The sequence below is a fragment of the Streptomyces sp. NPDC002276 genome (assembly GCF_053891435.1).
The window spans coordinates 714,663-727,667 of record NZ_JBSFCQ010000001.1 but is presented as its reverse complement, the minus strand read 5'-3'; the positions used below and the strand labels follow the sequence as shown (position 1 = coordinate 727,667).

Annotated in this window: 12 protein-coding genes and 1 pseudogene; 4 read left to right on the top strand and 9 right to left on the bottom strand. The window is 70.8% G+C overall.

What is annotated here, in order from left to right; translation table 11 throughout:
* Window positions 1–206: 206 nt before the first annotated feature.
* On the top strand, window positions 207–626 hold the full coding sequence (locus tag ACWIHT_RS03395) for a hypothetical protein (protein WP_456163886.1): 420 nt from the start codon (window positions 207–209) through the stop codon (window positions 624–626).
* An 8-nt stretch (window positions 627–634) separates the two neighbouring features.
* Here ACWIHT_RS03395 and ACWIHT_RS03390 read toward each other — a convergent pair whose 3' ends face one another.
* The 4 genes and pseudogenes from ACWIHT_RS03390 to ACWIHT_RS03375 form a co-directional block, all read right to left on the bottom strand.
* Complete coding sequence (locus ACWIHT_RS03390) at window positions 635–1,522, bottom strand: MBL fold metallo-hydrolase (protein ID WP_456163884.1); 888 nt, start codon at window positions 1,520–1,522, stop codon at window positions 635–637.
* Between the two features lie 4 nt (window positions 1,523–1,526).
* The gene (locus tag ACWIHT_RS03385; protein ID WP_456163882.1) at window positions 1,527–2,276 is read right to left on the bottom strand and encodes an NADPH-dependent F420 reductase; all 750 of its coding nucleotides are present in this window, start codon (window positions 2,274–2,276) and stop codon (window positions 1,527–1,529) included.
* 189 nt (window positions 2,277–2,465) lie between these two features.
* On the bottom strand, window positions 2,466–2,828 hold the full coding sequence (locus tag ACWIHT_RS03380) for a hypothetical protein (protein ID WP_456163880.1): 363 nt from the start codon (window positions 2,826–2,828) through the stop codon (window positions 2,466–2,468).
* A 140-nt stretch (window positions 2,829–2,968) separates the two neighbouring features.
* Window positions 2,969–3,409: pseudogene (locus ACWIHT_RS03375) on the bottom strand (SDR family NAD(P)-dependent oxidoreductase); the annotation flags it as partial.
* Between the two features lie 101 nt (window positions 3,410–3,510).
* Between ACWIHT_RS03375 and ACWIHT_RS03370 the strand changes: the two are divergent.
* The gene (locus ACWIHT_RS03370) at window positions 3,511–4,119 is read left to right on the top strand and encodes a TetR/AcrR family transcriptional regulator (RefSeq protein WP_456163878.1); all 609 of its coding nucleotides are present in this window, start codon (window positions 3,511–3,513) and stop codon (window positions 4,117–4,119) included.
* A gap of 85 nt (window positions 4,120–4,204) precedes the next feature.
* On the opposite strand, the gene ACWIHT_RS03365 is transcribed toward ACWIHT_RS03370, so the two are convergent.
* Both ACWIHT_RS03365 and lpdA read right to left on the bottom strand, forming a co-directional pair.
* Complete coding sequence (locus ACWIHT_RS03365; protein ID WP_456163876.1) at window positions 4,205–4,510, bottom strand: AMP-binding enzyme; 306 nt, start codon at window positions 4,508–4,510, stop codon at window positions 4,205–4,207.
* A 162-nt stretch (window positions 4,511–4,672) separates the two neighbouring features.
* Complete coding sequence (gene lpdA / locus ACWIHT_RS03360; protein ID WP_456163874.1) at window positions 4,673–6,094, bottom strand: dihydrolipoyl dehydrogenase; 1,422 nt, start codon at window positions 6,092–6,094, stop codon at window positions 4,673–4,675.
* Window positions 6,095–6,230: 136 nt separating this feature from the next.
* On the opposite strand from lpdA, the gene ACWIHT_RS03355 reads away from it, so the two are divergent.
* Entirely contained in the window at window positions 6,231–6,611 is a 381-nt protein-coding gene (locus ACWIHT_RS03355) for an antibiotic biosynthesis monooxygenase family protein (protein ID WP_456163872.1), read from the top strand.
* A 223-nt stretch (window positions 6,612–6,834) separates the two neighbouring features.
* A complete protein-coding gene (locus ACWIHT_RS03350) occupies window positions 6,835–7,830 on the top strand; it encodes a phospholipase D-like domain-containing protein (protein WP_456163870.1) in 996 nt (331 codons plus the stop codon).
* Here the strand turns inward: ACWIHT_RS03350 and ACWIHT_RS03345 are convergent.
* The 3 genes from ACWIHT_RS03345 to ACWIHT_RS03335 form a co-directional block, all read right to left on the bottom strand.
* Window positions 7,827–9,035: a PucR family transcriptional regulator gene (locus ACWIHT_RS03345; protein ID WP_456163868.1), complete on the bottom strand. Its 1,209-nt coding sequence runs from the start codon at window positions 9,033–9,035 to the stop codon at window positions 7,827–7,829. The genes ACWIHT_RS03350 and ACWIHT_RS03345 overlap by 4 nt on opposite strands.
* Window positions 9,036–9,120: 85 nt before the next feature.
* A complete protein-coding gene (locus ACWIHT_RS03340; RefSeq protein WP_456163866.1) occupies window positions 9,121–12,036 on the bottom strand; it encodes an AAA family ATPase in 2,916 nt (971 codons plus the stop codon).
* Between the two features lie 258 nt (window positions 12,037–12,294).
* Complete coding sequence (locus tag ACWIHT_RS03335) at window positions 12,295–12,771, bottom strand: hypothetical protein (RefSeq protein ID WP_456163864.1); 477 nt, start codon at window positions 12,769–12,771, stop codon at window positions 12,295–12,297.
* Window positions 12,772–13,005 lie beyond the last annotated feature (234 nt).

The following is a 13,005-nucleotide window of genomic DNA, read 5'->3' as shown; positions in this document are numbered from 1 at the left end:
CGGACACGCAAAGCTAGCGACGGTTCTCCGGATGGGGATGGACCGTTCCCGGTGGTCGGCACAGTCCACGATTCTCCTGCCCGGGGACGGCCCGGGGACGGCCCGGGGCCTCGAACGGATGGCTGCTCGTGACCTGGCCTCCGCCGTCCCGTTGAGCTGCCGGAAAGCAGGTCCGCCTGCCCGGCAGACGTGAGAAGAGGAATCCAATGGGAGCGACGAAGTGGTCCACGTTCCTGGGAGCCGCGGGGCTGGCCCTCGCCGCCGTCTCAGCCTCGGCCACGGCGCCGGCGGCCGCGGATGTACGCCTGGCCCAGCGCGTCGTACTCACGAACATGGACGACGGCCGGGCGGTGACCGCGAGCGCCGGTGACGACATCGAGGTCCGGCTCACCGGCTACCGCGAGGGCGGGCTCACCTACGCTTGGAGCGTTCCAACGGCCGCCGATTCCACGGTCCTCCGGAGCACCGGCGGCACCACGACACCGTCCGGGGGCGCCACGACGGTCCTACACGCGGACCGCACCGGCGTCGCCGCCGTCAGCGCCCAACGACGCTGCGTCCCCGCCCCGGGCCGCGCCTGCCCCCAGGTCGTCGTGCCCTGGAGGGTCACCGTCGAGGTGAAGTGACCGGCTGGTCATCCGGCTGTGGCGTGGCCCGCGCCGCCCGGCACGAAGCGCACCTCGTCGCCGTCGAGGGCGAGTTGCCCGTAGTGCGGTGCGGAGAAGTGGGCGGGGAAGAGGAACGCGCCCTCGTCGAGGGCCCGTTGGACCAGTGCACGCCGGGTGGCGACGGCCGTCTCCAGGTCGTCGCAGCCCCGCAGGTGCAGTTCGGGCCGGGTCAGCTGGACCGGGTGGTGGAAGGCGTCTCCGGTGAAGTACGCCCGTACGCCTGCCGAGTTGAGCGCCAGCACGGCGTGCCCGAGCGTGTGGCCCGGCGCGGGTTCGACGGTCAGACTCGGCGAGATCTCGTACGGCAGCGGGACGACCCTGGCGAGACCCGCCTCGGCCACCGGACGCACGCACTCGTCGAACACGTTGGGGTTGAAGGCGTTGGCGTGCGGCGGCCCCGCCGGGTCCCACCGCCGGTACTCCTCCTCCGCGAAGACGTACTCCGCGTTGGGGAAAGTCGGCACCCAACTCCCGGCGCTCCAACGGGTGTTCCAGCCGCAGTGGTCGTGGTGGAGGTGGGTGCAGAAGACGACGTCGACCGAATCGGGCGACACGCCGGCCGCCGCGAGCCGCTCCAGATAGGGCACGTCGAGTCCGTCGAAGTAAGGCCCTCTGCCCGTACGGCCGTTGCCGGTGCACGGGTCGACCAGGACCGTGCGGCCGTCCACCCGCAGTATCCAACTGTGGTTGGAGAACTGGAAGTTCATCGTCTCCCGGTCCAGGAACCCGCTGGGCAGCGGTTCCACGCGGCGCGCGATGAGCTTCTCGTCGCCGGTCAGGGAGGTGAGGGAGACCGGCAGGGTGTGTTCCTCGACCCGGTCGACCAGGGCGTTGCCCAGGGTGAGTGTCCGCATGTCGTCAGGCAAGGCGCTCCCGTGCGTCGGCGGGAAACTGCCGTACGGCATCCCGCATGAGTCCGGCGAGCCGGTCGGCGGGGAGCGGGGCGCCGGGGCAGTCCAGGAACCAGCGCATGACGTCCTCGGCATCCGTCAGTCCCGGCGGGCGTTCGGGCAGGTACGGCCGCACATAGACCGCCGTGTTGGGCTCGCTGCGCCAACTCTCCGACAGGGGGCCCAGATCGACGGCGTCGTAACCGAGGAGGTCCAGCAGGCGTATCGCCTCGCCCTTGGCGGCGGTGCGGTCACCGGCCACGGGCAGCGCGCTGCGGTCCGGGGCGTCGGCGGGCCGGGCGAGGATCTCCAGGCGGTGGAAGTCGATGTTGTTGCACTCCTTGACCACGTGCGCGCCCGGCAGACCGCGCTGCACGAGTTCGCTGGAGGTCAGCTCGCGGGAGTCCAACTCCGCTACGGTGCCGTCTCGTTCGAGGTAGTAGTTCATGGTGTCCAGCACCGTCTTTCCCGCGAGGGCGTCGGCGGGGAGTCGCCGGTACGCGCCGAGGGGGACGGTGGCCACCACGATGTCGCCCTGTCGCGCCGCGTCCTCCACGGTCACGGCTCTGGCGCCTTCTCCCCACTCCGCCACCGTGTCGGTGAGGGTGTGCGGGCCGCGCGAGTTGCTCACGACCACGTCCAGTCCGGCGGCGAGCGCGAGGCGGGCCAGTGCCGCGCCGATCCGTCCGGCTCCGATGAGACCGAGGGTCTTCGTCATGTCCCCGTCCGTCCGTTCGTGTTCCGGTCGTCTCCGTTCACGTCCCGGTCCTTCCGTTCACGTCCCGGTCCTTCCGGTTCAGTAGGCGTTCGCGACGTGGAGGGCCGAGTCTCGGTCGCCCGCCGTCTCGATCGCCTCGATGATGCGGTCGAGTTCGAAGGCGTGGGTGATGATCGAGGCAAGGTCGAGCTACCCGCTCTCCATGATCTTCATGACGTCGACGACGTCCTCGGGCCGGTATCCACCCGGCCCGACGATGGTCTGTCGGCCGTACGTCAGCCGGACCAGGTCGATGGCGACCGGCTTGGGGTGGACGGCGACCGCGCCGATGCGTGCGCCGGCCTTCGCCAGGGACTGGATCGTGGCGAACAGTTCGTCGGGACCCGCCGCCTCGACGTAGATGTCGATGTCGGGGAAGGTCCCCATCAGGCTGGTCACCTCACCGAATTCCTCGACGGCACGTGAACGCAGGTCTTCCCGCGCGGAGTTGCGGGTCAGGAAGCCGAGTCCGGCGGCATTCGCCAGCCCGAAGTCGGAGAGGTCGACCACCATGACTCGGCGGCGCCGAAGCTCTTCAGCGCGACGGCCGCGGCGATCCCGATGGTGCCCACGCCGAAGACGGTCGCCCTCCTCCCCTGCTGCGGGCGGCAGCGTCGCACGGCGTTGTGGGCCACCGTGAAGGGTTCGATGAGTCCGGCGACGGGTGTGGGGATCCGGTCGGTGATGTACGGCACCAGCAGGTTGGTCAGGGCGAAGTGGCCCAGGTGATTGGTCCCGAACTGGGTCTCGAAGCCGTCCGTGGTGCGCGATTCCGGTGTGTTCATGACGCCGGCGTTGTTGATGAGCAGGTCCAGCCCACCCCGCCAGCCGGCGGCGAACTCGCGCACGGAGGCGAGGTCGGCGAGGTCGAGCCGGCGTACCTCCACGCTGCCGTTCACGCCCGTGGCGGCGGCCTCGCCCCGCCCGGGGTCCCGTACGGCGAGCACCACATGGGCGCCCGCGGCGGCCAGCGCCTCGACGGTGGCGATGCCGAGCCCGCTGTTGCCGCCGGTGACGACGGCCGTACGGCCGCGCTGGTCGGGGATGTCGGTGGTGGTCCACGCGCCGGGTGCGGCGCTGGGTGCAGTGGTCATGGTCAGCAATTGTGGGCGGTGCCCACAATGGTGTCAACGTCAACAATGGTGACGCGGTCAACAATGTGGGCCGCGCACACATCACCGGTACACTGCCCTCCATGCAGACCCGCCCCCGCCCCTATCACCACGGAGACCTGCGCGCCGCCCTGCTGGCCCGCGCCGAGGAAACGCTCCGGGAGAAGGGCACCGCCGCCCTGTCGCTACGCGAACTCGCCCGCGATCTCGGTGTCAGCCACAATGCGCCGAGCCGCCACTTCAAGGACAAACAGGCGCTGTTGGACGCGCTGGCGCTGAGCGGCTACGAACGGATGACCGACGCGATGCTGGCGTCACAGGCCGATGCCGGGGAGTCGTGCCGCAAGAAGCTGGAGGCGGTGGTCCGCGCGTATGTGGGCTTCTGCCTGGACAATGCCGCGCTGCTGGACCTGATGTACTCGATCAAGCACGACCCGCAGGCCTCCGCCGCCCTGCTGGAGGCCACCGGGCGCTGGTCCGAGCTCATCGAGCGGTTGATGCTGGACGGGCAGCGCCAGGGCGAGGTGCGCGAGGGCCCTCTCGACAGCATCGGCATCCCGGTCTTCGCGACGCTCCACGGCTACGCCGACCTGGCCGCGACGGGCATGCTCGCTCCCGAGGTCGCGGAACACGGCCTGGACGAGGTGATCGCGTTCATTCTGCGGGGAGTAGCGCCGGACGCACGGCCCTGACGGGGCCCTGGCCCACGAAAGGCCGGAGCCCGGCCGAGCCATGTGGGGGGGGCTCGGCCGGGCTCTACGACGTCCTGTCGCGGTGTCAGACGAACTGATCGCCCACCGCGCGGAGGTGTCTGCGCAGGATCTTGCCGTTCGCGTTGCGGGGCAGGGCGTCCATCCGCACGACGTCCTGCGGGACCTTGTACCTGGACGGCCGGGACCGGGCGAGGGCGATCAGCTCGGCGCCCAACGCGTCACCGTCCGCTCCGTCGCCCGGCTCCTTCTCGGGGACGGTCACCACGTAGGCGCGCAGACTCGTGTCCCCGGCAGGACGGCGGACCGAACCGACCGCCGCTTCGAGGACGCGCGGATGGCTCTCCAGAAGCCGTTCGACCTCGCCCGGCACCGCGTTCTGCCCGCCGATCGCCTCAACCAGCAGGACGCGATCGCCCCGGCGCAGTCCCGCCGACCTGTACCCGCGCGCGGCCCGTGCCGCGCCGTCGAAGACCTCGGCGAACGTCCAGGCGCGGTCGTCGGCGAGCTTCTTCCTTCTTTGGGGGAGAGATGGTCACATGTTGATCATGTGTCCGGCCAGACCGTGCACCGCCTCCTTCACCGCCTCGCCCAGGGTCGGGTGGGCGTGGACGTTGCGGGCGACCTCGTGGACGGTGAGGTCCCACTGCTGGGCCAGGGTGAGTTCGGGGAGGAGTTCGGTGACGTCGGGGCCGATGAGGTGGCCGCCGAGGAGTTCGCCGTACTTCGTGTCGCTGATCAGCTTCACGAAGCCGGTGGTGTCGCCGAGGCCGTGTGACTTGCCGTTCGCGGTGAACGGGAACTTCGCCACCTTGATGTCGTGACCCAACTCCCTTGCCTGCGCCTCGGTGTAGCCGAAGCTGGCGATCTGCGGCTGGCAGTAGGTGGCGCGCGGGATCATCGCGTAATCCAGCTCCATCGTCTCCGCGTCCGCGAGGGTCTCGGCGGCGATCACACCCATCGCCTCGGCGGCGTGCGCGAGCATCAGCTTCGCGGTGACGTCGCCGATGGCGTACAGGTGCGGGACGGAGGTGCGGCACCGGCCGTCGACGTCGATCGCGCCGCGCTCGGTCAGTCGTACGCCGGTGTTCTCCAGGCCGTAGCCGGTGACGTTCGGCGCGAAGCCGATGGCCTGCAACACCTTGTCGGCTTCCAGGACTTGCTGGGTGCCGTCCTTGCCGGTGACGGTGACGCGGACCTGCGGGCCGGACTCGTCGATCGACTCGACGCGGGTGGAGGTGAGGACGTCGATGCCCAACTTGCGGTACTGCTTGGCGAGTTCGGCGGAGACCTCGGCGTCCTCCAGGGGCGCGACGCGGTCCAGGAACTCGACGATCGTGACCTTCACGCCGTAGTTGTGCAGCACGTAGGCGAACTCGATGCCGATGGCGCCGGCGCCCGCGATGACGATGGACCGCGGGAGGTCGTCGGCGAGGATCTGCTCCTCGTACGTCACGACGCGCGCGCTGCGCTTGGTGCCGGGCAGCAGCCTCGGGGTGGCGCCGGTGGCGATGACGCAGTGCTCGAAGGCGATGGTGCGGGTGTCGCCGTCGTATCCGGCCACCTGGAGCGTGTGCGGGTCGAGGAAGGTGCCGCGGCCGTCGATCTCCGTGATCTTGTTCTTCTTCATCAGGTAGTGCACGCCCTTGACCCGGCCGTCCGCGACCCGGCGGCTGCGGCGGAACGCCTCCCCGTAGTCGAAGGAGACCTCCCCCTCGACCTTGATGCCGAAGGTCTTCGCCTCGCGGGTGAAGATGTGCGCCAACTCCGCGTTGCGCAGCAGTGCCTTGGTCGGGATGCAGCCCACGTTGAGGCAGACTCCGCCCCAGTACCGCTCCTCCACCACCGCGACCCGCTTGCCGAGTTGCGCGGCCCGGATGGCGGCGACATAGCCGCCGGGGCCCGCGCCGAGTACGACGACGTCGAACCGGTCGTCCTGCGTGTTCTGCTGGCTCATCGAAAGATCCTTTACCACGGGGAAGGGCATGCCTGGGCACGCGTCTTCAGTAGATCCTCTAACTGTGTCCAGGATGCCGTGGCCCGCCCTGTTCTGCCGTACCGAGAGGTGGCTCCCGTCGTCCTACAGTGGCGCCATGAGCGATCACGCCGACATACCCGTCACACCGATCGAGGCCTTTGAACCTCCGTACTACGTGGCCGTCTTCACCACGGTCCGGACCCAGGAGCAGAGCGGCTACGGCGAGACCAACGCGCGGATGGAGGAGCTGGTGAGGGACATTCCCGGATACCTCGGAATGGACCACGCGCAGACCCCGGGCGGGCTGGGCATCACCGTCGGGTACTTCCGTGACGCCGAGGCACTCGCCGAGTGGCGCACCAACGCCGAGCACCGCGCGGCGCAGCGGCGCGGGCGGGCCGAGTGGTATGAGCGCTACACGCTGCACGTGGCGAAAGTGGAGCGGAGCCAGGGTTTCACCCGGCCGGGGGTCCCGCAGAGCCAGACAGCGGAGTGAGCGCGCTGTCGACGTGCCCACGAGTGCGACAACGAAGTTTTTGCGAACTCACGGGAACCCCATGAACCGGCTCCCACCTGCGTGAAGTCCTCTTTGTCCGCTCCTGCTCGGCGGCGGTAATCGCGAGTTCACCGGGGTTCCCTTCCTCAGCGTTCTACGCGCGTGGTGTCATGCCCACGCTCACCACCCCCCACGTGGGCATCAACTCGACTAGGAGTCACGCATGTTGAGGACGTTCCTCGGCCGCGCGGGTGTCGCGCTGGCAGCCGGCGCCACCCTCTTCGTCACGGCCGTCCCCGCCAACGCCGCGACCTACACCGCCTTCGCCTTCTCGCAGTCCGGCACCACCCAGCCGACGATCTACGACTTCATCAACTCGGCCACCTCCTCGCTCGACATGACCATGTACGAGCTGGAGGACACCACCGCCGTCAACGACCTGATAGCGCTGGAGAAGAAGGGCGTCACCGTGCGGGTGGTCCTCGACACCGCGCACCAGTCCGCCAACAGCTCGGCGTACACGGCGCTGAAGAACGCGGGCGTCGGCGTGGTGTGGTCGCCGTCCAGCTTCGTGTACACCCACCAGAAGACGATCACGGTCGACGCCACCAAGTCCCTTGTCCTGACGGGCAATCTGACCTCGCAGTACTACACGACCGGCCGCGACTACGGCGTCTTCACCGACGACACCCGTGACGTCGCGGCGATCGAGAAGGTCTTCAACGCCGACTACGCCGGCACCTCGATCACCCCGACCGACGGCGATCACCTGCTCTGGTCCCCCACGGACTCCCGGAGCCGGCTGCTCACCGTGATCAACGCGGCGACCAAGACCCTCGACGTCGAGGAACTGGAGTTCAGCGACAGCACGGTGGTCAACGCGATCGTCGCCAGGGCGAAGGCGGGCGTGACCGTGCGGGTGGTGCTGGAGACCCCGTCGAGCTACGCCAGCGAGGTGTCCGCGATCAAGGCGGCGGGCGGCACGGTGGTCGGGTACTCCGACCCGAACGGCTTCTACATCCACGCCAAGGCGATGGTCGCGGACTACGGTCTGTCCACCCAGGAGGTGGAGGCGGGCTCGATGAACATCAGCAGCAACTCCCTCTCCAACAACCGGGAGTTGGGCATCATCCTCACCGGCACGGGCGTGGCCCAGTCCGTCGCCACCACCATCGAGACCACCTTCAAGAGCGACTACGCCGGCGGTACGGCCGCCTAGTCCTCCGCACCGGTCGACCCCGAGGTCGGGGGCCTCGGGGTCTGCCGGACGGCGCGGAGCGCCAGGGAGAGTTCGGTGATGCCGCGTGGGTCGGTCAGTGAACGGCCCGTGCGTTCGGTGATCCGGCGCAGGCGGGTGCGCACGGTGTTCGGGTGGACGTACAGCACCTTGGCGGCCTCCTCGGCCGAGCCGCCGGAGTCGAACCAGGCCTCCAACGTGTCGAGCAGCAGGGCGCGTTCGTCGGCGGGCAGGGCCTCGACGGGGCCGAGGACGCTGGCGACGACCCGGGCCATGACATCGGGTGCGCCCGCCGTGGCGACGGCGACCGGGGAGTCGTCGAAGACGGTCACCGCCGCGCTGCCCGCGTCGCCGCCGCGCATCGCGACCTTGGCGAAGCGCAGGGCGTCTCCGGTGCGGCTGAGATCGCCGTAGGAGGGGCTCACTCCCACCCGCCGCTCCGCCTGTTCGCGCAGCGCCTCGACGAGGTCTTCCAGGTCGCGCGGGGTGCGCAAGTGCACGATGCCCAGCTGGAGTTCGGGCCGCAGTCGCCAGGCGGAGCGGATACCGCGCCGGGCCAGGACGGCCGCGATGTCCGGCAGCGCCCGCCGGCCGATCCGTGGTACCTCCGCAGCGACCACGGTGAACGGCCCCTGGTGCGGCACCTCCAGGACCTCGGCGGCCGACCACACGGCGTCGGCGTCCATGCTCCTGCCCTCCAGGAGCGCTTCCACCAGCGCCGAACGCTCCTGGTCGCCCGCGAGGAGCCGCTCGGCCACCGCCTCGTGGTACCCGGAGACCATGGCCTCGGTGATGCCGTCCTGGATCTCCCACATCGCGGAGGCGGCCGCGACCAGAATGTCGTTGCCCACCAAGGACGTTGTGGTGGCCTCGTCGACCAGCGCCTCCCAGAAGTACCGCACGCCGACGCGGTAGGACGTCATCACGCTGGGCAGCGGCACGTTCTGCGCGGCACGCCTGCGACCTATGCCGGCGGCGGCCCCGGTGTCCAGGGGCATCTGTCCGGTGAACGCCTGGAGCGCGTTGCCCAGATGGATCCGGCAGGCGTCCTCCAGATCCTCCTCGGGCACGACGTCGTAGTGGTCCGCCCGTGAGCCGGCGCGGATCCGTGCCGCCATCTCCTTCGTCAGCTCGTCGATGCGTTCGAGCAACGCGGTGGCCAGGGCGTTGATCTCCTTGTCGACCATGGTCCTCTCCGGCTCACCGTTCAAGGGGTCCCGGATCCCACCGTACGCCGGACCGTTTCGGGTACTCACCGGTTTCCGTCTCCTCCTACATCGTCTCCAGGGCGGCGCGCAGGGCCGCGCGCGAGGTGATGCCGAGCTTGGGGTACAGGCGGTGCAGATGGGAGCCGACCGTGCGGTGGGACAGGAACAGCCGCTCGCCGATCTGCCGGTTGGTCAGGCCCACGGCCGCCAGTTCGGCGATCTGCCGTTCCTGCACGGTCAGTGCGGCGGCCGGCGCGACGGGACCGGTGGTGGTGGCGACCCCGGTGGCGCGCAGTTCGTTGCGGGCCCGCTGCGCCATGGCCCCGGCGCCGATCCGGTCGAAGGTTTCGAGGGCGGCGCTCAGATACCGGCGGGCGCGGTGGTCGCGGGTGCGGCGCAGCCACTGTCCGTAGGCGAGCTGGACGCGTGCGTGTTCCCACGGCCACCGGGCCGCGTGGGGCACGGACAGGGCCGCCTCGAACAGGGGCCCGGCCTCGGTCTCGTCGGCGGCCACCGCCTCGGCCCCGGCGCAGATCAGCGCGGTCCGGGGTGAGATCCGGTGCACGGCGGCCCGCCGTGCGGCGGCGACATGGTCGCGTGCCTCGTCGGCGCGGCCGGTGCGGACAGCCGTCTCGACCAGGTCCAGGAGCGTCCACCGGCGCGGGACCCCGAAGACCGGCGCGCCGGGCGGCTCGATCCGGCCGGCCTGGACGTGGGCCTCCTCGTAGTCGCCCTCCCCCATGGCGGCGAGGCGGCGGGCCGACCGGGCGTAGGCCTCGGTCACCTCGATGCCCCGGGGTGCCGCCCAGGTCGTGGTCTCCTCGCTGCGGGTCCGGGCCACCTCGGCGTCGCCGCGCAGCGCCGCGCCGGACGCCAGCAGGACGCGGATCTGCCGCTCCCAGAAGTGGTAGCCGTGCGCCGCCGCGAGGTCCAGCCCCTGCTGTGCCAGGTTCTCGGCCTCGTCCCAGCGGCCGTGCACGTAGGAGTCGTGGCAGAGCAACAGCAGTGCGGGGACGACCATGGCGATCGCACCGCCGTCACGTTCGCGTTCGATCATGCGGAAGACCAGGTACCGGTGGTCCGACAGGGCGTCCGTGGCGACCGCGGCGAAGGTCAGGGGGATCAGTTCCCACGGTGCCGCGTCGGCGGGCAGTGCCGCGAAGGCGTCCGCGAGGCCCTTGCGCAGCGCGTCGGGGGCGTGCGCGGGGTCGACATAGGCGTCGTAGCAGAGTCTGATCGGTGTCGCCGTGGTCGGTTCGCAGCGGGTCAGCGCGGTCTTGAGGAGGTGCCACGGTTCGGGGCGGAGGGTGTAGAGGCTGACGAGCAGCAGCGCGTAGAGGATGCCGTGCTGGTCCCAGTCGTCGTCCGCGGCGGTGACCGTGTCGTCGTCGAGCGCGCGGACCAGGAGGCGATAGGCGGCGTCGACGTCGCCCTCGTCGTTGGTGAGGAGGTGGGCGGTGGCGGCGAAGACCAGTCCGGTCGGGGCATCGGGGACCTGTCCTGCGTCGGCCAACAGCCTTGCTACGTCGTCGAGTTGGCCGGTGAAGGTGGCCAGATAGGCGGCTTCGACCAGGCGCCGGGAACGGTCGCCGGGGTGCGGGCTGAGTTCACCGGCCCGCATGAGGGCGGACACGGCGGCGGACGCGGCGACGCGCCGCCCTTCGGAAGGAACCGTCTCCCCGGGGCCGACGGGCTCCGCGCCGCGCCGCCAGGCGGACAGGGCCGCCTCGTCCAGCGCCCGGGCCACCGCCTCGTCCGGCCCGGTCGCGGACTCGGCCAGATGCCAGGCCCGGCGCTCGGGTACGTCGGCCAGGGCGGCGGCGAGCGAACGGTGCGCGCGCCGCCGCTCACCGGGCGACGCCAGGTGCACGATCACGGCACGGGTCAGCGGATGCCGGAACGACAGCTGTCCTACGTCCACTTGGAGCAGACCGGCGTCCCGCGCCGGACCGAGGACATCGGCGCCGACCGGGCACTCCGTCGCGTGCGCTGCGTTGCCGAGCGTGACCGGGTCGAGGCCGTCGACACCTTCCGCATCCTGCACGGCATTCCTGAGCGCGGCTGGGCCGGTGACATCGATATCCGCCGCGTCCTCCCATGCCGACCGCGCGGCCTTCCTGATCACGGCCGGGTCGATCCCGGTGTCCAGCGCGGCCATGAGCAGCGCGGTCCGGGTCGGTGCGGGCAGCGCTTCCACGGTGGAGGCGAAGGCCGCTTCCAGTCGTCCGGACAGCGGCAGCCGCGTGGGCAGCGGGGCCTGGCCCGAGCGCTGTCGGCCGGTCAGCGCGGCCGGCAACTCCCGTAGCGCGAGCGGGTTTCCGCCCGCCTCGGCCAGTATCCGCCGACGCACCGACGGCCCGAGACCGGGCCACCGCGCGTCCAGCAACCGCACCGCCTCCCCTTCGACCAGCGGCCCGATCTCCCGTACGGGCAGGGCGAGTTGGCCGCAGATGCCGCGTGCCCCGGTGCGCAGGGTGGCCAGGAAGGCGATCGGGTGGTCGCTCATCCTGCGGACGACGAAGCCGAGTGCGGTCGCGCTGGCGAGGTCGAGCCACGGAATGTCGTCGGCGATCATCAACAACGGTCCCTCCACGGCGACTTCGCCGAGCAGGGCGAGTACGGCCGTCGAGGCGGCCAGCGGGTCGGGCGCCGGTCCCGGCGCGAGGCCGAAGATCCGGTCGACGACGTCACGGTGGTGTCCGGCGAGCCGCCCGGTGTGCCGGCGCAGCGGATAGAGCATCTGGTGCAGCGCCGAGAAGTTCATCTCGCGCTCGAACTCGACGCCGGAGGCCCGCAGTACGCGTGTCCCGAGGTCCCTGGCCCGTGCCGCGGCGGCGTCGAGCAACGCCGTCTTTCCGACGCCGGGGTCACCGCGCAGCAGCAGGCCTCGGCAGGCGCCGTCCCGCCCGGCCAACAGCGAGTCCAGCAGCTCCAGTTCGGCCGCGCGCCCCACCAGGTCCGCTCCCGGCCGTGAGGTCACCGACTCCCCTCCGTCAAGTTGCTTGCCGAAGGAAATATAACGAGTCGGCGAGGAAGAATCCACGTACTGTCGCTCCACAGCAAGATCGTCGCTGATCGGGGCGGGGAGGTCGATGTTCCCGCCCACAGCGTTCGGCGCCGAGGGCAGTGGCCGCCCACACCGGCGCCCGGGCGCGGGGCAGCGGGCCGTGGGCGCCGTCCCACGACCCGCTCCCCCGGCCGTTCGGCCGCCCGCGCCCGGAGGCACGGCGGAAGTCGACTACTGAACGGCGTCGGCGGCCTCGTCCGCCTCCACCCTCGCCAGCACCGCGTCCAGCGTGGCGTACTCCGCCTCTTCGACGGCCGCGATGGCGAAGTCGATGGCGTCGGAGGCGTAGTCCTCGGCGTCGTCGGCTGCGTGCTGGAGCCGCTTCACATCGCGCTCGGCCTTGCGCTCGTCCAGTTTCGCGCGGACCGAGTCCACGTGGTCCTGCCAGGAGGTCTGTACCTGGTTCCAGCTCCCGGCGACGTTCTCCTTGGCCCGCTGCCCACTCGATTGCAGCCGCTGCGCGCCCTGTTCGGCCTTGTCCTTCGCGTCGGCTACGGCGGCGGACAGCTTCTGCCGGTCCTCCGCGATGCTCGCCGCCACGGTCCGCTGGGCGTCCTGGGCCTTCTGCGACAGTTCGGCGAGGCGCCCCGCGGGGCCGGCCGGGGTGGTGCCGGTTGCCTGGTTCTGCTGCGGCGTCGGGTCCGACATGGTGATCCCTTCCTTGACGGATGTGTCGCTGCTCGATGACGCGCGGTACCCCGGTGCGTGTGTGGCCGGGGTACCTGTCCGAGCCGATCGCCACTCTGCCGTCGAGGTGGCGCGGTCCGCTTCGGTCAATCGACGCAACGGACGGCGTACACGGAGGCATTGCGGCCGTACGGACAGTCGATTGACCCAAGTAGGCGCCCCCGTCGCGCGCTTACGCTGACGGCCGTTTCTCGT